The following is a 19,722-nucleotide window of genomic DNA, read 5'->3' as shown; positions in this document are numbered from 1 at the left end:
CCAGATCTAGACCTATCCGAACGACCTGCATAACATCCTCCTTCGCTGCAGTTGACGCTTGAGATTCCACCGCCGCAAGGGCGGGGTCCATACCATTGGCCCGCGTGGCAAGATCTTTTTCAGCCGATTTCACACATTGGAACGGTGCGGTCATATGTCCGGCCTTTGCGCGCGGCACATGGCCGCTGGCCTCGATGAGATCCGCGGAACGCTGCAACCTTGAAGGGCCGTCTGGCGAGAAGCGCCTTCAGCCACGGCCGCGCCCGAGCGTCGGTTCGGACAACCCGCAAGACGGCCGTCGCCCCGACAACGAGCAGAGAGCGGAGTTCCGGATTTCCCATCTTCGATATTCCTCCCAGTCGCTCTTTGCCTCCGCTTGAATGAGGCCGCGGCGTCAATCCCAGCCAGGCGGCAAAGTGGCGAGCCGACTTGAACCCGCTGGGATCCGGCACGAGCGCCTTGATGGTCGCCGCCGTGATGGCGCCGACGCCGGGGATCGTGGTCAACCGACGCATGTCCTCGTCGTGCTTGGTCCCCACAACAATCACGCGCTCGAGCCTCTCGATTTGGTCGGCTGAAGCGTCAATCTCGTCGGCAATGGCCCTCAGCGCGAAGCGCGCTGCTGCGGGCAGGCGAGCATCTGTCTCATCCCGTACGATTGCGACCAGCGCCTCAACCTTTGCCAGGCCAGCGGTGGCGATGATGCCCAATTCGGCCAGATGCGCGCGCAACGCGTTGGCCGCCTGCGTTCGCTGCCGCACTAGAAGGGCGCGGGTCTTCAGCACCATCGCGGCAGCCTGTTGCTCGGCCGTCTTGATCGGGACGAAGCGCATGGTCTTGCGGGTCACCGCTTCGCTGATGGCCTCTGCGTCCGCCGCATCCCTTTTTGCCTCGCTTTACGAAAGGTTTAACATAAGCCGGCGGAATGAGCCGCACCTCATGACCGAGAGCTGCGATCTCGCGCGCCCAATAGTGGGCGCTACCGCAGGCTTCCATCCCCACCAGGCATGGTGGCAGTTTCTCGAAGAAGCGCAGAACCTCGCTGCGTCGCAATTTCCTGTTGAACACGGGCGAGCCCTCCGCATCCGCGCCGTGAACCTGGAAAACGTGCTTGGCCAAATCTAACCCGATGGTGCTAACCTGTTTCACGGAACGGTCCCTCCTTTGTGGCGTTCGAACAACGACCACGTTCTAGCACTTTGATGCTGTTGGAGCGGGCCGTTCCACCACATCAAGTTTTATCCATTCCTGAGTTCGCCCCGGTCGTTGGATTTGCCCATTTGGGCGGTGGTAGCGACGGGAGCCCTCAGCATAGCGCAGCAGCGCTAGATCCCGTCGCGGTTGTAGGTGATGGCGAACTCCGACGGCGTCCTCCATCCGAGCCGTGAGTGCGGTCCTGTGTCGTTGTAATCCGCGCGCCAGCATCCGAGCGCAACACGGGCCTGGGCCAGCGAGGTGAACAACGTCTCGTTCAACAACTCATCCCGCAGCCGGCCGTTGAAGCTCTCGATGAAGGCGTTCGGCATGGGCTTGCCTGGCGCGATGTAGTGCCAAGCGACGCGGCTCTGATCGGCCCACGTCAGAATAACGTTGCTGGTGAGTTCGGTGCCGTTGTCGCTAACCACCGTCTTGGGCTTGCCGCGCTCGGTGATCAGGCGGTCCAGTTCCCGAGCCACCCGGGCGCCCGAGAGCGAGGTATCGGCCACCAGCGCCAGACACTCGCGGGTGCAATCGTCAACCCGGTCAGAATGCGAAGCGACGGCCGTCGGTGAGCTGATCCGACACGAAGTCGAGCGACCAACGATCGTTGGGGGCCATCGGCGCCATCATCGGTGCCCTGGTCCCAATTGCCCGTTTGCGACCGCCACGGCGACGCACCGCGAGCTTCTCTTCCCGGTAAAGCCGGAACAGTTTCTTGTGGTTGATCAGATAGCCCTCCCGCTTGAGCAGAACATGCAAGCGCCGATAGCCGAAGCGACGACGCTCCTGGGCGATCGCCCTCATGCGTTGACGCAGGGAGGCATCATCCGCCCGGATTGTCCGGTATCTGATGGTCATGCGGCAATAGCCGATGGCTTTACACGCCCGCCGTTCGCTCATCCCGAATGCTTCTCGCAGATGGCCGACGGCTTTCCGCTTCCCCGCGGGCGTCACCACTTCTTTCCCAAAAGATCCTTCAGCGCCGCATTGTCCAGCATGGCGTCGGCCAGCAATCGCTTCAGCCGTGTATTCTCGTCCTCCAGTGTCTTCAGCCGCTTGGCCTCCGAGACCTCCATCCCGCCGAACTTGGCCTTCCATTTGTAGATGCTGGCGTCGCTGACGCCATGCTTGCGGCACAGATCGGCGACCGAAACCCCGGTCTCGTGCTCCTTCAAGATCCCGATGATCTGCTCTTCCGAAAAGCGGCTGCGCTTCATGCTCCGGTCCTCGTGTGGGGCCAGAGCGAACTTCAAACTGGATTAAGCCCGTGGGGCAAGGTCATCAGAGCGCAAAACTCTAGTTCTGGTGGTCCAAAGTTCGGTCTCGCTGCAACAAACCCCGAGACTCTAACTGGTCGTCCGTTAAGAAGCCGAATTGAGCGGGGCCGGAGCGTTCGCAGACCCCCTCATCGGACAACCCGTAAATGTGCTTGAGCAACAGCAGCCCGATCACGAAGCGGGTCTCGATCCCGGGCCGGCCGTTCTCGCTGTAGAGCGGCGCGATCTCGCCGTCGATCCAGTCCCAATCGACCTTGCCAGCGAGCAGAACCAGCTCGTGCTTCATGTTGATGATCTGGTCCAGCCGTGCCCGGAACAGATCGTTCGATCCCGTCGTCTTATCCTTCTTCGGCCGCATCGTCCCCCTCCGATGCAACACAGAATCATGGTCCGCAGCGAAGGGAAATCCATAAAACGAAATTGCAGGGTTTGGGCTTCACAAGCTCCCAATCCCTGCAATCTCAAATGCCTCCGCATCCGAAAAACAGACTCCCGCTCAATCGCTTACAGGCTTGTTCACGGACGACTAACTGAACTGCCGCTGGATGAAACCTCCGTGGCAGGTCAGAAGGCAGCAAGGGCATCTCTCAATACCAGTACTGCAAGTCCATGAGCTGCCCTTTCATCCTACGTCGTTGTTGAACCCCCATCTCCGCCCCAGAGACATTAAGCTGGGATTAGCCCAGCAATACAGTTGCATTCATTTTCTCAGATCGGCTGTGCTTGCTCCAGAGCCGGAAATATGGAGTGCGGATCAAACTCGTTCACGGAGGGCATGTCGCGCCCACCTGCTCAACCCGACGAGGGGGACGCCAGAGACCAAGATTCTCTCTTAAGGTTCGACCAGAATATCTGGATCTGAATTTTCCGCGTCGGCGTAACTCGGGGACGACCAGCTCAATGAACTCTTTGAGCTCGCCAGGAACGGTCGCCGGTAGAACATTGAATCCATCAGCCGCACGTTGTTCGAATCTCTCTATCATCTTGGTAGAAATATCTTCCGGAGTTCCAACAACCATTAGGTGACCTCTGCTGTCGGACACCGATTGAATCAGTTGCCTCCAAGTATAATTTTCGCGCGCGGCCAGTTCAACTAGCACCTTCTGACGACTCTGGATGGAATTGGTTTGCGGTAAACTCTCCGGAACCCGCGCGTCAAGGTCAACTGAACGCAGATCGATCACTGACCCCAGCCAGAGATTAGCGGCCTCGATTTGCACATCAATGTGCGTGAACGATCGCAATATTCGAAGCTTTTCAGATGCCTCTTGCTTTGTTCTCCCCACAATCGGAACAATCCCCGGCATGATTTGCACCTGATCGCTCTCCCGTCCAAACGCACGCGCCGTTTCTTTAACCGCCGCGTAGCTTCGCTTACCATTCTCGAGAGACGGTTCAGCGGTGAACACTACCTCGCCAACTTCTGCAGCGAAGCGTAAGCCCGCGGTGGATGCGCCGGCCTGAACCAACACCGGGTGACCTTGCGGAGGCCTTGCAACATTCAAAGGGCCTCTCACCGAAAAATAGTTCCCGCGATGGTTAAGCACATGCATCTTCGTGGCATCAACGTAAATGCCTCGCTGCTTGTCGCGTACGAATGCGTCGTCTTGCCAGGTGTCCCAAAGACCTTTAACAACCTGTACGAATTCTCTCGCTCGAATATAGCGCGTATCGTGATCTGGAAGTTGTTCCTCGCCGAAATTCTTAGCTTCGGGGTCCATGGCGGACGTTACGACGTTCCACGCTGCCCGCCCATGCGATAAGTGATCAAGGGATGCCAATAGCCGTGCGATATGAAAAGGTTGATAGTAGGTTGTTGTTGCTGTCGCGACGAGCCCGATGTCCTGCGTACGCGACGAGAGCGCCGACAAAAGTGTAATTGGCTCAAAACCATCGTTGCGTCCAACACGCGCTATAACTTGATGACTATCTATCACGCCCTGGTGATCAGCCAGAAAGACAAAATGAAACGCAGCACTTTCAGCGAGTGCGGCAAGATGAGTACAATGATCAATATCTGCTCCGCAATTTGTAGGCACACTCGGATCGCGCCACGCACCCTCATGATATCCGGTCCGGGCGAGATACAAGCCGAGCTTCATACCATCGTTGTTTCGCATTTCGTGTCTCCGATAGTTGGAATCATTTTCGTGTGCTGCATTCGACCGCTGGAGCGCGTTCATAGGCACCGAAGAAGTGCAGCACGTCGGCCTCTTTTCGCCCCCAGCACCTTCACCACAGACTCCGTGCAGCAGCTTTCCTAGGGGTTGGCCGGTCTCGCGAGAGAAGCAACAAATCACCGCACTCACTTTGCACTCCGAACGATCGGATATAAGGATCCCTTCGGGCATCAACTTCCCGCCGCAATTCACCAGCTGGTTTTCCAAAGTCGCTTCACTTGCTTACCAACAAACCCAATGAAACGGAGCTACCAACAGTTATAGGTGTTTCGAATTCAGATGTACTCCCTGAGTAGTACAAGTAGCGGCCGCACTAGTCGTCTGGAACGCGAATTAGTGAGGTTAATTGATCGCTCGCATCTCTAGAGAGGAGAGCGCTCGTGGCAAATGCAGGTGTGAAAGGCCGGCCGATCGCGCCGTTCGCTGCGATCTGGCTCTCGCCGAATAGACAATTTGGGCCGCGTCCGAAATTGCAGCTGTGCGGGCTACAATCTGCGAAACATGCTGGCGCGCCTGTGCAGGCGTCTTATCATGATGTCTGAAGCATGAATTCGGTAATCATGACTTTCTAGAGAATCGGCGATTGCTGGCAAGTGTACCGGCCATCGCCGCAGCTACCGGAGCTGGCGGAGAAATTCTTCGGACGCGGCGACCCATGAATGTACCGTTGGCAAGTGGCGCCCCCGATTCTTGAAGTATCGCTGTGATGGCCCACTCGACGAAGCCCGCCCATGGCCGCCCTCGAACGATCGACGATGATCGGGTTGCGAGTAATCGAGCGGAGATTGCGTACCAGACCGCCCGACGCGACGCATGGTCGATCCGCTCGATAGCTGCGAACACTGGCTTTTCTTACACCACGATCCGCCGCATGCGGTCGGCGTTCGGCTTGCAGCCGGACATTCAAGCTGTCGAGCGATCCACTATTGTCGATAATATTGTCGGGCTTTACCTGTCCACCGAACCGGGCCGTTGTCCTCAGCGTCGACGAGAAACGCCGTAAGCATCCGGCGTAGCTTTCAATTACCCACATCTCGGACCTAGGATTTGCACCGGTTGAATCTTCTGTGATTCTGTCTGTGACGCCGATTCGCGGAGGCGTCACAGATGAACGGAGACACGAGAGCCGGTGCTCCAGGCTGGCATGACGACGAAGTCGTTTTAGCAGGGCTGCCGGACAAGCGGCTGGCGCGCCGATTTGGCCGCTTGCTTGATCAGTGTCGGCAGCACCTGGCCAACCCGTCCCGGCCGCGTGCGGTCACTGGGCGGCAACGAAGGCGGCCTAACGCTTTTTCGACAACCCGCGCGTTACCGAGCATGGGATGCTGGCCGGGCATTTTGCTGCGACCGCCATGCGTTGCGCGGCGAGCGAAGGACCAATCCTCATTCTGCAGGATGCCACCGAGTTCATCTACGGCCGTGCGCAGCCGGGTAAAATCGGCTTTACCAAGACCATCAACGTCCTGACGTTATAAAGCGGGTCAGCCCAACGTGGTGACCTTGTGTGGGGTGTTGATGCATTCGAGCCTGGCTGTAACTCTCGGCGCGACGCCGCTCGGGTTGACGGCAGCGAAGTTTTGGACACGCACGAAGTTCAAGGGAATATGGAGTCAAGCGGCACGTGAACCCCACGCGCGTGCCGATCGAGACGAAGGAAAGTTATCGCTGGCTGGAGAACCTGTGCCAGTCGATAGCGCTCGTGGGCACGCCAGAGCGCTGCGTGCATGTGGCCGACCGCGAGAGCGACATCTACGAGCTCTTTTGCCTGGCGCAGGATCTCGGCACGCGCTTTTTAGTGCGAGTACAGACCAATCGGTTGGCCGCCGCGCCCGCTGGCGCGGAGCAACCGGAGGGAGCTCATCGGGTATTCTCCCAGCTCTCGGCTGCGCCTTGGGCGGGGCGCGCCATTACGTCTCGATCGGACAGGATGAGACGGCGTGCGTGCACGTGAAGTTCGCCGCCATCCAAACCTTGCCGCCCGTCGGCAAACAGAAGCGATACAGTCCTCAGCTTCTCACCTACATCCAAGCGCTTGAGATCGACCCGCCGGCGGACCGTCCCCAGATCGACTGGAAGCTGGTGACCAAGCTGTCGGTCGGTAAGCGCTTAGCCGGAGCCCTTGGTTCGGGATCGGGATAGCTGTGCGAAGAAGCCTCCGGGTTGGACGGAGGTTTGAGATGGGATTGGACAGCAAAAAGGACGTCCATTTAGACGGCCCGTCGGCGGGGTCGGTGAGCCGGTTGGAAGTTCTTGAAGGACCGTCGGGGCGCCGCGTGCGTTCGGAAGCGGAGAGAGCTCGGATCGTCGCCGAGAGTCTGTTGCCCGGTGCCCAGGTGGCCGAGGTGGCGCGCAAGCACGGAGCGACGCGCTGGCAGATCTACGATTGGCGACGGCGGCTTCGGCAACGGGGCGTGTTGCCGCCGTGCGAGGCGTCGCATCCGACATTCGCGCCGCTGGTCGTGGAAGGTGCGTTGGAGGAGCGTCAGGTTCCGGCGATCAAGCTTGAGATTGCGATCGGTGATGTCATTCTGCGGACGGATATGGCCATAGATGGCGAGCAGCTGTCCCGGGTGATCCGCGCAGTGCGAGCGTCACGATGATCGCGGCCGGTGCCGATCTGAAGATTTACATCGCGACGCGGCCGATCGACTTCCGCTGTGGCCACGATGGGCTTGCGGCGAAGGTGCAGGAGATGCTTCGTCTCGACCCGTTCAGCGGCGCAGCCTTCGTGTTCCGATCGAAACGAGCGGACCGGATCAAGATTTTGGTCTGGGATCGAACGGGCCTGGTGTTAGTGCACAAGCGTCTCGAAGGTTGCAAGTTCGTTTGGCCAACGATCGCAGACGGCGTGATGCGCATATCGCCGGCGATGTTCGCAGCCCTGTTCGAGGGGCTGGATTGGAGGTTGGTCCGCCCGGAAGAAGCGCGGCGTCCCCAGGTGGCTGGATAGCTGCGGCAGAATGACTCGGAAGCTATTTTGAACGTGGCACGCGCGGCGGCGATGTGCTCGAAATAGCGCATGAGCATCGCGGCGCTGCGCGACGAAAATGAACAACTGAAAGCGCTTTTGGCTCAAACGCAGGCGGCGTTGAGCGAGCATCAGGGGGCGCTGGCGACGTCGGAAGAGGCGCGGCGTCGGTTGGAGGTCATCCTCGGCGAATTGCGACGCGAGAAGTTCGGCGCGAAGTCCGAGAAGCTGCGGCCAGATCAGTATCACTTACCGCTGGAAGACGTGGAGATCGCGCAAGGCATCCTGGACGCGGCGCAGGAGAGAGCCGAGACTGTGATCAATGGCCGATCGCGGAACGTGCCGGATCAAGGTCCTCATCGCAATTGCGGCTGCTTGCCTGCCCATTTGCCGCGGGTGGAACGGATCATCGAGCCTGCGAGCACGCTCTGTCCGTGCGGTTGCGGTGCCATGGCGAAGATCGGCGAGGACGTCAGCAAACGGCTCGACGTGATCCCGGCGCAATGGCGGGTGTTGGTCACGCGCCGCCCGAAATACATCTGTCGCCGCTGCGCGGGCCCCGTCGTGCAGGCGCACGCACCGGAGCACGTCGTGCCCGGCGGGCTGCCGACCGAAGCGGCCATCGCGCACGTGATCGTGCCTCAATAGGCTCACGGCTAAGCGCTTACGTCGGTCGGAGATTTCGTTTGGCCGCGCCCCGGATCGAGTACCGGCGCCTTGGTCTCATCGTGGTTGCGTGCGCGGTAGCCGCCCAGCATGGCGATCTGGAGCAAATAGGTGGCGAGGGTCTTGCGCAGAATGCGCGGCGGAGGCGCAAAACTCTAGTTCTGGGTGGTCCAAAGTTCGGTCTCGCTACAAGATTGTTCGGCGCTAGTAAAAGGGCTGGTGCAGTATGCGGAGGCTAGGTGACCTGTAACGTGGGGATAGCTACTATTAAGGATAAGCCGGCCATCATACGGTGCCCCTTTGAGAGTGATAGGTGTCGCTCGACAAGAGAGCGACCTCTCCGTCATGCGTAAGTTTGATGCCGCAGACACGGTCGCGCTCTCCATTCCTAAGTTAACGATTCGATTGATTTTGAAGATTGACTCCGACCCGCATTAGCCGACCGTCATCTGTTGCTCAGGATGTATAAAGGTTATTTCGGAAACCAGGGCGCCAATCGGATTGAACAGTACCCAATCAATGACCTTCACCGCTTGGTCAATGGTCAGCTTTGGGCCCGCCCGATTGATGTTCGAAACCGTGTCTACGACTCCTGGACTGACAGATAGGATTTTGGGAAGCGGTCCTCGACTCAGACATTCCTTTGCCATCTTGTCGAGACCCGCTTTGAAGGCGGCATAACGTGGGTCGGGAGCTTTAACGTACCGCGCACGAATGCTACTAATATTGAGGATGATCTTGTCCTTACCCTTCCAACGCTCCCACAGGTTTGAGAGCAAAACGATCTGTGCTCCATCGGAATAGGCATTGTTGATAAAAACATCGCAGTCATCCGCTTCTTTCAGAAGCTGTGGTATCTTGTCGGGCAAGTTGTAGCCGTTCGACTTGCTAAAGCCACGAATCTCATGGCCACTAGCTAGGTAGAAATCATACAAAGATGACCCGATTCCGCGCGTGTGACCCGTCAGGGCAATCTTTGCTCTCATGCGGCGCTCTCCAATCCATCAGTTTGTGATACACGGACGGTCTAGTTAGCTACTTACCCCTTGGTTCTCATGAAGATCAATTGATAGCGTTGATAGTTGACCTGAGGGGAAGTCTTGTAATCGCTGGACACGAACCGCGGTTTAGCTCTCGCAATTGCAACATGTCCCCCCCAAGCTACCGAGGAGCGGGATGACGGCCACTAGCCCGCTTGCGGCCACCTCGGCGGCGCACTGTAAGATTTCCAGACGGGTGCGCCATCGCGCTGTTTTCCGGCCGGCTCGAATGACAGCTCGAAGAGCTCACGAACAGGCGCACTGAGCGACAGGGTTCTGCGAGCGACGCCGCCGCCTCCAGCCCTCAAACCGCCGATAACGAACCATCCATCGGACCACGGTTCCGTTCTTCTGTTGTCAAACGCCATTCGGAACTGCCCCTGACCCGCAACTAACTCTCGGATCCGCGCTTCCAAATTCTTCCGTCACCAGACCAACCTTCAGCCCAAAGCCACGCAGAATCCCGCGGATACTCAACTCCACGTCGATCAGCCGCCCGAGAAGCTGTTTGCGTGCGACCAGGAGTGCCAGGATCTCCTGCGCATCGACCGACTTTGCGTGTACCTGGCTGAAACCATCCCATCCGGATCAACTGGGCGATCCCGCGCGCATCCTTGAGATCAGTCTTCACTGTCATCGCAGAAAATGTGTGGCCTTCACATGCCGCGTTTCGAGCACAACCGTCTCGAACCCTGCTCTTTTCAGCCCCGCATGCAGCCATTGCTACAGCGGCCCAGCTTTAAGCCCGATCCGCTTCACTGCAAAGCCAAACGTCTCGAAGATTCAACCAAGGCGTCGGGTTCGCTCGCGATCTTCGCTTCCTTCAGGATTTTACCTTAGGCATCCACAACGCATACGCTCGACAGTTCCAATGACACGTCAATTCCGGCTTAGTTCTCCACGGCTGTCCTCCGTCTCCAGATGCTTGGAGCCGACTCAGGTCGTGCCCCCGTTACATCTATCGGGGACAGCACCATCACTACCCCTTGCTCGGAGCAGGGCCCATTACGGCATCTAGTTGTACGGGCCATTATCTCTCACGCCGGGCCAACATTATACGTGCCCTATTGCCAAAAGACGATAGTTATCACGATGCTGGGCTTACAAGCTAAGAGCTGATCGAGCCACGCTCCCTCTGGCGCGGCATTTGCTCCCTACACGTGGCCTCGCTCGCTCGGCACTCTGCCTGTTTGATATTGCGATCCCTCAACTTTGCCATTGAGGCCGGGGAGCATCAAGCTTTAAACGAACACAAAGAGATCCGCATGTGGAAGCGGCTCTGTTCGCCCAGGATAAGATCAGCAGGTTTACGTGAGAATGCCCTTGGGAGAAATCAGACATATTCCGCGAGATCTGCTCGCACTGTGTTCGCGAACCGAATTAGCTGACGCATCATCAGGTCGCAGGTTCGAAATACCAGAGCTACCGCCTATTACTGTTCACCGTTCATACCGCCGCCCTTGATACTGCAGAGTTACCTACAAGCAAAGGTAGGTGCGCTGAGAATGTCAGCATGCAAATGAAATGTCGTCAGCGCGCTTGACGTGCACTACTGATCGAGAGGCGATATGCAAAATGGCAATACATGCGACCACCAATCAGCGAGAAACCGCTGAGCTCGACGCTACCTCCATGGCAATACGCCGAAGAATTGTAGAGGTACTTGTCCGCCGGAACATTGCCGGCCACGTCAGCCCTTCGTTTTCGATCATTGAAATTCTTCTTGCGCTCTATGATGAACGTCTTCTTCGGCCCCAAGATGCCGTAGACATCAATGGTCGAGATCGCTTAATTCTAAGCAAAGGGCATGGCTGCCTGGCGCTCTATGCCGTCATGGAGTACAAAGGCCTAATCTCACCTCATGAGCTTGATCGATTTTGTTCTATGGGAGCGCCGCTCGGTGGCCTTCCGGAACGCGACGTGTCGCGTGGTATAGAGGCCACTACGGGGACTCTGGGGCATGGACTGCCGATAGCAATCGGTATGGCTCTGGCCGCACGCATCACTGAAAAGGATTTCCAAGTGTACGTGCTGGTGGGCGACGGAGAGCTAAATGAGGGAACAAATTGGGAGGCGGCATTCCACGCCGTGAAGCACAAGTTGTCCAATCTCACAGTACTGGTCGATCGAAACCGTCAGCAATCAAACGGGCCAGCAGAGAATGTGTTGCCTATGCCTTATATGCCGGCGCTGTGGCGTGAAATTGGCTTTGACGTTCGTCATGTAGCCGGACACGACTTGCGCGCTATACGGCAAGTACTATCGCTTCCTCCGTCAGGCTCGCGTCCTGCAGTGATCATTTGCGAGACAATAAAGGGAAAGGGACTTGGAAAGTTCGAGGAAAATGGAGAGTGGCATTACAGGAGAGTGCCGGGACTCGACGCGATTCCGTCGTTATTGGGTGCGTAGAGAGTAGAAAACTGATATGCATGAAACGCTCATAAAGACGCTAAATACGATAGCAACACACGATCGCAGAATTGTCTTCGTGGGATCCGATCTACCTTACAACGACATGAAAGAATTGCGGCTCGCCTTTCCGCAGCGCTTTTTTATGGAAGGTATAGCAGAGCAATACGTTGTTGGTATGGCAGCTGGCTTGGCAAGCGGTGGTCTCATTCCATACGTGCATGCAATGGCGGCGTTCATCACGAGAAGAGCGTTCGAGCAGGTCTTTATTGACATTGGTCTCCAACGACTTCCAGTTCGTCTAGTCGGATCTGGATGCGGGCTCGACCTTACCACGCTCGGCCCGACGCACATGGCGCTTGAAGACGTCGCTTTGCTACGCCAGGTGCCCAATATGGGGATATGCATTCCCCGATCCGCTAAGGAGTTGCAGCGCCTCATGTTATCGTCCATCGAGTGGGACGGGCCGCTGTACATTCGATTGACTTATGACCAAGCCAGCAAAAATGGCCGAGGTCCGATTGGTGAAATGGGACGTGCCTGTGTCCTGCGGTCTGGCAAAGAAGCTCTGATTGTGTCTACTGGCGTTGTGAGCTCAGCTATTTATGAAGTCGAAGAGTTGCTGGTCCAAGGGGGCCTTGATCCAGAGGTGCTTCACTTTCCAACACTCAGACCTTTTGACTCGGAGTCTCTATGCATTTCCGCTGGTAAGACAGACAAAGTCATTGTCGTTGAGGAGCATCACCGGGATGGGGGACTAGGGAGTAAGGTCATCGAAACGTTAGCTGATGCGAATATTCTGCGGCCTACGACTAGAATCGGTACTTGGTTTGAGCCTTCGTTGAGCTACGGTGCCCCGGCCGATGCAGCCGCCAGTTTTGGCCTTCGCGGTTCCGCTCTGGCTAACGCTATTCTCGCGGCCTCGGGTAGAGCCCTCCGCTCGATTTGGCCTATCGTCGCGGAATGATCTGAAGAACCGCTGCCAAAGGCGGTCTTCGACTCAAGAATAGAGGGCATGGAGTTCCACTGCGCACGCAGGCAGCCTTACGAGCGCCTTCAAACCCCGTTCTCGCGGTACGGCTGACGGTCACGGTAAAGGAGGTTAATCAGCGCCGGAGACTTCCGCCGCGACCGATAATCACCGGCGTCAGTGACTACGTCGTGCTTGCCGTCTGGATGTTGCTGAAGGCGACGAGGCGACGAAAAAGGAACTCGACGACAATAGCTGGAGACTAGCCTCGTAATGGCTCATTCGCAGGTGGTCGCGTTCCAGCCTGATGACGCTCACATCTAGAGCGGCTGGCCAATGGCGACGCCTCCGCTTGATGTCAGACGGACTAGATGTGAGCTTCCGGGAGGTTGTCCATCCGGTCCGGAGCGAGGAAGCTGAAGTTATCGAAGCTTTAGCCAATCCCCGGAGGACCGAATGGACATCCATAAGAATGCGCCTCTGACACCGAAAGATCGAGAGGCCATGGTGCTGAGTGTGATCGAGGGGGGCCTGACGAAGGCCGCAGCTGCGCTCCAGTTCAATGTTACTGTGAAGACAATCGCCATGTGGGTCAAGCGCTTCCGCGAGGAAGGCGTGGAGGGGTTGCGTGATCGCTCCTCAAGACTCCTTTCGTCGCCAAGCCAAACCCTGCCTGCCACGTGCGCCGAAGTGCGGATTGCGCGCGATGTCGCCCGGCATTCCGAGATGTTCTCGCCCACCATTCCGGGATGATATCGCCCGGGGTGACGGGGCCTCTTCCGGCGCCGATACGGTCCCGCCTTTCGGCTTTGCGAACGGGACCGGGATGCCGACGGAGAGGCTAGCGATGCGCCACGTGCGCGATGTGATGAGAATAAAGTCGGCCGGGATGCCGTGCCGCGAGATCGCCCGGCGGGTGGGCGCGGCGCCCTCGACGGCGCGGTTGACGATCCGTCGGTTCGAGGCGTCGGGGCTGAGCTGGCCATTGCCCGCGGAGGTCATCGACGCGGTGCTGGAGGCCCGGCTGTTTTCAAAGGCCGGCAGCGGCACCCCGGCGGAGCCATCGCCGGCAAACCGAGCCGGACTGGGCGGCTGTGCATCGCGAGCTCCGGCGCAACATGTGACGCTGGCGATCCTGTGGGAGGAGTACATCGCGGGCGAGCCCGGCGGGTATCGCTACTCGCGTTATGTTGCGGCCAGATTTATGTTGTCGCTGCTGAAGTGAGAAGGATTTCGCCAACCTCCTCGGCTCGCTCCGCAACATAAGAGTGTGGCCTTTCGGCCTACCGGGCCTTCCGGAATGCCATCAACCACGGGAGAGAGGGGTGCCGAGGCGGCGGCCCCAGGCTGCTGTTATCGACCCTGGCTAACGCCTCTGCTTTCATCTCCAGGTCGACTTCAGCATAGATGTGCGTGGTGTCTAATGACACGTGGACCAGCCAAGCACGGATCGTGTTGATGTCGACGCCGGCGCGCAGCAGGTGAACGGCCGTTGTGTGCCGAACCGTATGTGGGCTCACCCGCTTCGTCGCCAACGTCGGCACCGTTTCGGCCGCATAGCGGCATATTGCGTCACGAGACAGTGTATTCCGAAGCGCGTCAGCGGCTGCTTCGTCCGCCCTAGAAAGACCGCTTCATTTTTGTTTCGGTCGGCCACAAGACGAGTCAACGAGTTTGCCATCGTTGACCACAATGGACAGATTCTAACCTTGTTCCCTTGCCGTGAAGTCGCACTGACGGGGACGCACCTAACTGGAGATTGCCCACCGTCAATTTTGCTGCCTCATCGGCGCGAGCACCGCTGTTGTATAGGAAAAGCAACAGAACATGGTCGCGCACCCGAGACTCGTGCGTCTGTCAGGCTGGTTTAGCAACGCGTCCATCTCGGCCGTTTCGAGGTATCCGATCGCCGTCTTCGTCTCTCTTGAATGGCACTGCCCATATCTCGGAACACCAGGCCAGGTGGACCGGCGAACGCGTCCCGATAAGGCGCGCCAGTGAATGGATGGTCGCCAGCCGTTGGTTGTGGGTGACCTCACTGCACTGGCGATCCTGCTGTAGGTGATCCAGGAACTTGCGGACGACTTCCGGCGTCACCTCTTCCACGGTCATGCGATCGATGGCGCAGCCTCCCTGCTTGCTGGCAAACGGTAGCAACAGTGTCGCGGTAGCTGGCTTGGGTATTGCGGGAAAGGTTGCGCTCGGCGACCAGATGTTCCAGTAAGAACCGCCGGACCCACGGACCAAGCAGGCCTTTATCCTTCATGGTCGGCCTCCGTGGCGTACAGAGCAAAGCGCACGCTGGCCGCCTGGAGGAGATCCGGCGTCATCTGCAAATAGCGTTGGGTTGAACGGATATCGATGTGGCCAAGGTAGGTTGCGAGTTGCGGAAGCAGTCGCTGCACCTCCTGGCCGGAGCGATACCATGCGATCACCCGGTGCACCGCGGCTGTGTGGCGAACATCGTGCAGCCGTGGAGGTCGAGGCTCGCCGACAGGGCAACCGATTCCGGCGGCTCGGCGGACATGCTGAAACCAGGAGATGACCCGTACATAGTACCAAGGGCGACTGCCGCGCGTAGTGAATAATGGAGATGCTTGCCCGCGCGGCAGAGGGAGCCGGCGCCGGCGCTCGACGTACTCGACCAATCCCTGGTTGAGCTTTGGTCCGATTGGCACGAGGCGCGTTTTGAAGAACTTTGTGTCACGGACGGTCATGAACTGATCAGTCAGATCCACTTCTTGCAAGACCAAACGAAGCGCCTCGCCAATGCGCAGCCGCTTCCGTACAGCAACAAGAGGAGCGTACGGTACATAGCTGGCACGTGAGGGCGATGCCCGACCTTCAGGATCGAGGTCGCGTCCAAAAAGCGGCGCAGTTCTTCCGTGGAATAAACATAGGGCGTTTGTTGCGGCGGCAGCTTTGGAAACGTTGTCGGCAGTGGGGAGGATGCTGCGTACCCGCGACTGATGGCAAATCTATAAAGGCGGCTCAAAACCCTATATCGCAGCGTCCAGGTGGCACTGAGCGCTCCTTTGTCTTGGAGGAACTCGGCTACCGCCTCGTGGGTGACTTCGCTGATATCTCGATTGCCCATCGCTCGGCAGAACCTGCGGAGCAGAACCTCAGTGGAGTCGAAACGCGCACCCAGTGACGGCTGCTTGGCAAGATAGGCGTCGACAACATGGGTCAGCATCATTGGAGGCCTCCCAGGTCGAACGCTCCGACCTCGCGAAGCGCCTGCATGTTCAGGGCGTAGATGCTGGTTGACGCCGCCGCATCCATGTCACATACGGGGTATCCATCCGAGCTAGGCCGCGGACAGCGGCTCACAGAATCCACCGCTTGAGGAGTTCGGGGTCTTCCTTGTGCATCCTGATGAGCTCCATCAGGTTTTCGATGCCGAAGTCGGTGAACGCCATGACCTGGTCGTCACCTATGCCGTAAACCCAGATGACGCCATCCTCTGTGTCCATTCCGTTGGCCACGTCCCAGAGCCAGTCCTCGTCTTCGCCGAGGTCTTTTGCGACGCGAGCGATGGTGAAGACGGCGTGAACCTTGTTGACGTGCATGGCTACGCCGCCTGGGCGGAGGACCTCGACGCAGAAGGCGTCCAGTTCCAGGCCAGCAACTCGTGCAGGCGGTTCTGCGGCATGTCGGCGATGCGCGCGAAGACGTCGGCAAGCCAAGCTTTCGGGTCGATGTCGTTGAGACGCGCTGTCATGAGAAGCGGGACCATCACGGCAGCCCGTTCGGCGCCGCGATCAGAAGGCGAACAACCATGCCTTTCTTCCCAGAGCAAAACCGCGCAACGCTCGCTCCGCTGCATTGTTAAAGGGCATGATGTTTTTAGCGCTCAAACCCGGCGGAGACGACCGGTCGTCCGGATTAGTCTGTCCAAGCAGGGATAGGGGCCCTGGAGCACGAAACGGTGGCAGGCCGCCATGACCATGAGCTGTGAGCTCGCTTTGTTACTCGGCCGCCCCTACGACCTGCCCGGCTGCGCTGCGAGCGCGCATCCGTAGATGTCGTGCAAGCCACTGGCTCCTGAGACAAAGGAGAACCAAGCATGCAAATCGTCGGCATGGACATCCACCGATCCTTCGCCCAAGCGGCCATCCTGGAGGACGGAACAATAATCCGACAGCTCCGCGTTGATCTCGTCCACGATAGGCTTGTCGCCTTCTAAGACACTAAGCCTCGAGGATGAGGCGGTCATCGAGGTAACGGGCAACAGCGCGGCGGTCGAACGTATTCTGCGCCCGCACGTTAAGCGCGTCGCGGTCGCCAATCCGAGGCTCGTTCGGGCGATCGCCTATGCACGAGTCAAAACGAACAAGGTCGATGCTGGGACCCTGGCAAAGTTGCATGCTGCTGGCTTCTTGCCGGAGGTCTGGGTTGCTGACGAGGACACCTACAGCCGCCGGCGTCGGATGGCCGAGCGCGCTGGCGTCATCCGGATTAAAGGACGCATGAAGGCTATCCTGCATGCCAACCTCATCCCGCCCTACAAAGGCTATCTCTTCGGCAAGCGCGGATAGCATTGGCTGGACAGTCTGCCTCTTCCATCGGAGGAGCGTGCGATGCTCCAGCGTCTTAACCCGGAACTCGAACGCGTGACGAAGCAACTGTCGGAAATCGACAAAGTCGTCGCCCAACAGGCTCTGGACGATCCACGGGCTGTCAAGCTGATGACGATCCCCGGCGTGAGTTCGGTCGTCGCATCGAGTGTACTCGCCTCCATCGGCGACATCGCACGCTTCCAGTCACCGGATAAGCTCAGCAGCTACTTCGGTTTGCCCCCTCGAGTTCGGCAATCGAGAGAGCATCCGGCAAGGCATGGTCGTATCTCGAAACAGGGCAATCGTGACGCCCGCAAGATGCTGGTTGAAGCGGCCTGGTCGGCCAAGACGGCGCCGGGACCGCTGCGGGCCTTCTTCAATCGCATGCAGAAGAAGCATGGGCCTGGAGTCGCGGCCGTCGCCACGGCACGTAAGCTCGCAGTGATGATCTGGCACGTCCTGACGACCGGGAAAGATTATGCTTACGCACGACCGGCGTTCACAGCGATGAAACTCCGGAAGGTGGCACTCAAGGCTGGAGCGCCTCGTGCCTATGGCAAGGCTGGCCCGGGTCGGGACTACTGGATCAAGGAACTGCGTGAGCGGGAGCTGGCTATGTCACACGCGTCGAGCAGGCGTATGAGCGGATGGTGGAAGGAGAAGCCAAAAAAGTGGCCTTGAACTGACGATAGGGCTTCTCAACACCATCCGTGTCATGCAGATCCGTCCGTCGTGGACAAGGCGGGCAAAGCCCCCCAACGGTTGAGCAGATAGTTGATCGGCTTAATCACGTTAGACGAACGTGAAAGCCGGGCAGATTCCGCCGGGAGCCAAGCCTCAAGGTCGGTCAGCAGTGGCGCGCTTCTCTCCCGGCGGATCTGCAGCCGCTCCTCAGCGCTCAGCCCATAAATGTCGCGCTCGATCTCGAACAATTGGTCATTCCGACGAACCGCTTCCAGCGCAACGGGCGAGATCGCCGTCGCCGATCCTCCGACGGCGAGCGTTCTGGGCGATGTCGGCGAGTTCGAAGAACGCCTTCCGGCCATGTGCCCAACAGAAGGCGGGCGTAGCCGGCAACGCCTTGCGTCCGGGATCGAAGGGAGCGTTGAACCCGCTATAGGCATCGGCCTGCAGGATGCCGGAGAAGTTCTGAAGATGCCGCGCGGGATGCTCGCCGCGCCGATCACGTGAGGCGTAGAACAGCGCCGCCGGTCGATCTCGCCCGCCGAATGGCCGATCGTCGCGAACTAATGAGATGGACGGTCCCCGCCCTGATAAGCTGCAAAGAGCACCTGAAGGAGAGCGAGCTATGGCTATGATGACAATCGGGCTTGATATCTCGAAGTGCTGGTTTCAAATCCACTGGATTACGGCGGATGGAGAAATTATCCGCAAAAAGCTCGCCCGCGGGAAGGTTCTCGATTTCTTTTCACGGCTTCCAAGTTGTCTCGTTGGTCTTGAGGCTTGCGGCAGCGCTCATCATTGGGCTCGCGAACTAGTAAAGCTTGGACACAGAGCACGTCTTATGCCGGCCCGCTACGTCCGTGCCTACGTGAAGACAAACGAGCATGATGCTGCTGACGCGGAGGCGTGCTGGGAAGCCGTCCAGCGGCCTAGCATGCGCTTTGTCCCTGTAAAATCCGTCGAACAGCAGGGAATTTTGATGCTACATCGCACGCGCGATTTGCTCATTCGACAGCGCACCGGCGCGATAAATGCTCTGCGTGGTCATTTGGGCGAGTTGGGGATAGTGACCGGGAAGGGAAAAGCAAACGCGAGAGAGCTCATGTCACTCGTGGACGTTGACGAGCGTATTCCACAGAGCGCTCGCAGCGCCCTTTCAATCCTTGTCGATCAGATCGAAGATCTTGAGCTACACATTGAAAGCTATGAGAAGGTGATCCTTGCAACTGCCCAAAGACAATGAAGTCTGTCCGCGTCTCATGAAGGTCGCGGGCATTGTCCCATTTGCTGCCACCGCGCTCGCGGCGTCTGTCGACCATCCACAACAGTTCGCTTCGGCAAGGCATTTCGCTGCCTGGCTGGGATTAGTACCGAAGCAGCACTCGACCGGGGGGTAAGGAGCGTTTGGGCGGTATCAGCAAGCGCGGCGACGGCTACATTCGTAAGTTGCTGATACATGGCGCCCGAGCGGCCGTTCATCGCGTCCGCATTCATCAGGTCACCAATGCCTGGATAACAGAGCTGCTTAGCAGGCGTCCCTTCAATGTCGTGACGGTGGCGCTTGCTCACAAAACTGCACGGATCGCTTGGGCGATCATGGCCAATGGTGAAGAGTACCGTGCGCAGGTATAAATCCAGCGTGGTTCCGTTTGCGAGGGCAAAAACAGAGTGCGGCGCGGCAATCAGGATGGAAGTGCAGCGTCAATCAGGATGAGAGAGCTTCGCCGGGCTCGTGACGCAGGGAGGGCGTAGCCCGACCGGAGTTA

17 protein-coding genes and 9 pseudogenes are annotated in these 19,722 nt (G+C 58.5%); 13 read left to right on the top strand and 13 right to left on the bottom strand.

What is annotated here, in order from left to right; all coding sequences use genetic code 11:
* Positions 1-119 precede the first annotated feature (119 nt).
* From IVB50_RS00930 to IVB50_RS00915, 4 genes and pseudogenes are all read right to left on the bottom strand, one after another.
* Positions 120-1,149: pseudogene (locus tag IVB50_RS00930) on the bottom strand (IS110 family transposase).
* Between the two features lie 89 nt (positions 1,150-1,238).
* Positions 1,239-2,417: pseudogene (locus IVB50_RS00925) on the bottom strand (IS3 family transposase).
* Positions 2,418-2,589: 172 nt separating this feature from the next.
* Positions 2,590-2,835 (bottom strand): annotated as a pseudogene (locus tag IVB50_RS00920) (IS5/IS1182 family transposase); the annotation flags it as partial.
* Positions 2,836-3,241: 406 nt separating this feature from the next.
* On the bottom strand, positions 3,242-4,597 hold the full coding sequence (locus tag IVB50_RS00915; protein ID WP_247293875.1) for an LLM class flavin-dependent oxidoreductase: 1,356 nt from the start codon (positions 4,595-4,597) through the stop codon (positions 3,242-3,244).
* Positions 4,598-5,311: 714 nt separating this feature from the next.
* On the opposite strand from IVB50_RS00915, the pseudogene IVB50_RS00910 reads away from it, so the two are divergent.
* The 6 genes and pseudogenes from IVB50_RS00910 to IVB50_RS00885 all read left to right on the top strand — a co-directional run.
* Positions 5,312-5,652: pseudogene (locus IVB50_RS00910) on the top strand (helix-turn-helix domain-containing protein); the annotation flags it as partial.
* 327 nt (positions 5,653-5,979) lie between these two features.
* Positions 5,980-6,132, top strand: a complete 153-nt coding sequence (locus IVB50_RS00905) for a hypothetical protein (RefSeq protein ID WP_247293873.1) — start codon at positions 5,980-5,982, stop codon at positions 6,130-6,132.
* A gap of 466 nt (positions 6,133-6,598) precedes the next feature.
* Positions 6,599-6,796, top strand: coding sequence for a hypothetical protein (locus tag IVB50_RS00900; RefSeq protein WP_247293870.1), 198 nt, complete (start codon positions 6,599-6,601; stop codon positions 6,794-6,796).
* 38 nt (positions 6,797-6,834) lie between these two features.
* Complete coding sequence (locus IVB50_RS00895) at positions 6,835-7,257, top strand: transposase (protein WP_247293859.1); 423 nt, start codon at positions 6,835-6,837, stop codon at positions 7,255-7,257.
* A complete protein-coding gene (gene tnpB, locus IVB50_RS00890; protein WP_106329899.1) occupies positions 7,254-7,607 on the top strand; it encodes an IS66 family insertion sequence element accessory protein TnpB in 354 nt (117 codons plus the stop codon). The genes IVB50_RS00895 and tnpB overlap by 4 nt, the downstream gene beginning before the upstream one ends.
* Before the next feature lie 69 nt (positions 7,608-7,676).
* A complete protein-coding gene (locus IVB50_RS00885) occupies positions 7,677-8,273 on the top strand; it encodes an IS66 family transposase zinc-finger binding domain-containing protein (protein ID WP_247293858.1) in 597 nt (198 codons plus the stop codon).
* 173 nt (positions 8,274-8,446) lie between these two features.
* Here IVB50_RS00885 and IVB50_RS00880 read toward each other — a convergent pair whose 3' ends face one another.
* From IVB50_RS00880 to IVB50_RS00870, 3 genes and pseudogenes are all read right to left on the bottom strand, one after another.
* Entirely contained in the window at positions 8,447-8,638 is a 192-nt protein-coding gene (locus IVB50_RS00880; RefSeq protein WP_247293935.1) for a carbamoyltransferase N-terminal domain-containing protein, read from the bottom strand.
* An 87-nt stretch (positions 8,639-8,725) separates the two neighbouring features.
* Positions 8,726-9,277: a hypothetical protein gene (locus IVB50_RS00875; RefSeq protein ID WP_247293856.1), complete on the bottom strand. Its 552-nt coding sequence runs from the start codon at positions 9,275-9,277 to the stop codon at positions 8,726-8,728.
* Positions 9,278-9,714: 437 nt separating this feature from the next.
* Positions 9,715-10,236: pseudogene (locus IVB50_RS00870) on the bottom strand (transposase); the annotation flags it as partial.
* Positions 10,237-10,906: 670 nt separating this feature from the next.
* Between IVB50_RS00870 and IVB50_RS00865 the strand changes: the two are divergent.
* The 4 genes and pseudogenes from IVB50_RS00865 to IVB50_RS00850 form a co-directional block, all read left to right on the top strand.
* A complete protein-coding gene (locus IVB50_RS00865) occupies positions 10,907-11,740 on the top strand; it encodes a transketolase (RefSeq protein WP_247293853.1) in 834 nt (277 codons plus the stop codon).
* 16 nt (positions 11,741-11,756) lie between these two features.
* The gene (locus tag IVB50_RS00860; RefSeq protein ID WP_247293843.1) at positions 11,757-12,707 is read left to right on the top strand and encodes a transketolase C-terminal domain-containing protein; all 951 of its coding nucleotides are present in this window, start codon (positions 11,757-11,759) and stop codon (positions 12,705-12,707) included.
* Positions 12,708-13,166: 459 nt separating this feature from the next.
* Positions 13,167-13,463, top strand: a complete 297-nt coding sequence (locus IVB50_RS00855; RefSeq protein ID WP_247293831.1) for a leucine zipper domain-containing protein — start codon at positions 13,167-13,169, stop codon at positions 13,461-13,463.
* Between the two features lie 94 nt (positions 13,464-13,557).
* Positions 13,558-13,899: pseudogene (locus tag IVB50_RS00850) on the top strand (helix-turn-helix domain-containing protein); the annotation flags it as partial.
* A gap of 94 nt (positions 13,900-13,993) precedes the next feature.
* On the opposite strand, the gene IVB50_RS00845 reads toward IVB50_RS00850, so the two are convergent.
* The 5 genes and pseudogenes from IVB50_RS00845 to IVB50_RS00825 all read right to left on the bottom strand — a co-directional run.
* Positions 13,994-14,254, bottom strand: coding sequence for a tyrosine-type recombinase/integrase (locus IVB50_RS00845; protein WP_346771292.1), 261 nt, complete (start codon positions 14,252-14,254; stop codon positions 13,994-13,996).
* 711 nt (positions 14,255-14,965) lie between these two features.
* Positions 14,966-15,448, bottom strand: a complete 483-nt coding sequence (locus IVB50_RS00840; protein WP_247293877.1) for a tyrosine-type recombinase/integrase — start codon at positions 15,446-15,448, stop codon at positions 14,966-14,968.
* Positions 15,439-15,909: a hypothetical protein gene (locus tag IVB50_RS00835; protein ID WP_247293821.1), complete on the bottom strand. Its 471-nt coding sequence runs from the start codon at positions 15,907-15,909 to the stop codon at positions 15,439-15,441. Before IVB50_RS00835 ends, IVB50_RS00840 begins: the two co-directional genes overlap by 10 nt.
* A gap of 130 nt (positions 15,910-16,039) precedes the next feature.
* Positions 16,040-16,282: a hypothetical protein gene (locus IVB50_RS00830; protein WP_247293810.1), complete on the bottom strand. Its 243-nt coding sequence runs from the start codon at positions 16,280-16,282 to the stop codon at positions 16,040-16,042.
* 2 nt (positions 16,283-16,284) lie between these two features.
* Positions 16,285-16,543 (bottom strand): annotated as a pseudogene (locus IVB50_RS00825) (transposase domain-containing protein); the annotation flags it as partial.
* 321 nt (positions 16,544-16,864) lie between these two features.
* On the opposite strand from IVB50_RS00825, the gene IVB50_RS00820 reads away from it, so the two are divergent.
* Both IVB50_RS00820 and IVB50_RS00815 read left to right on the top strand, forming a co-directional pair.
* Positions 16,865-17,251, top strand: a complete 387-nt coding sequence (locus IVB50_RS00820; RefSeq protein WP_247293808.1) for a hypothetical protein — start codon at positions 16,865-16,867, stop codon at positions 17,249-17,251.
* A gap of 42 nt (positions 17,252-17,293) precedes the next feature.
* Positions 17,294-17,953 (top strand): transposase, encoded by a 660-nt coding sequence (locus tag IVB50_RS00815; RefSeq protein WP_247293806.1) that lies wholly within the window; start codon positions 17,294-17,296, stop codon positions 17,951-17,953.
* Positions 17,954-17,983: 30 nt separating this feature from the next.
* Here the strand turns inward: IVB50_RS00815 and IVB50_RS00810 are convergent.
* Positions 17,984-18,526 (bottom strand): annotated as a pseudogene (locus IVB50_RS00810) (transposase); the annotation flags it as partial.
* A 55-nt stretch (positions 18,527-18,581) separates the two neighbouring features.
* Here IVB50_RS00810 and IVB50_RS00805 point away from each other — a divergent pair.
* Positions 18,582-19,588, top strand: a pseudogene (locus IVB50_RS00805) (IS110 family transposase).
* The last annotated feature ends 134 nt before the right edge of the window (positions 19,589-19,722 follow it).

The sequence above is a fragment of the Bradyrhizobium sp. 87 genome (assembly GCF_023073015.1).
In the GTDB taxonomy this organism is placed as follows: domain Bacteria; phylum Pseudomonadota; class Alphaproteobacteria; order Rhizobiales; family Xanthobacteraceae; genus Bradyrhizobium; species Bradyrhizobium canariense_D.
Note: the sequence above shows the minus strand (reverse complement) of the source record. Positions and strands in the feature narration are given on the sequence as shown.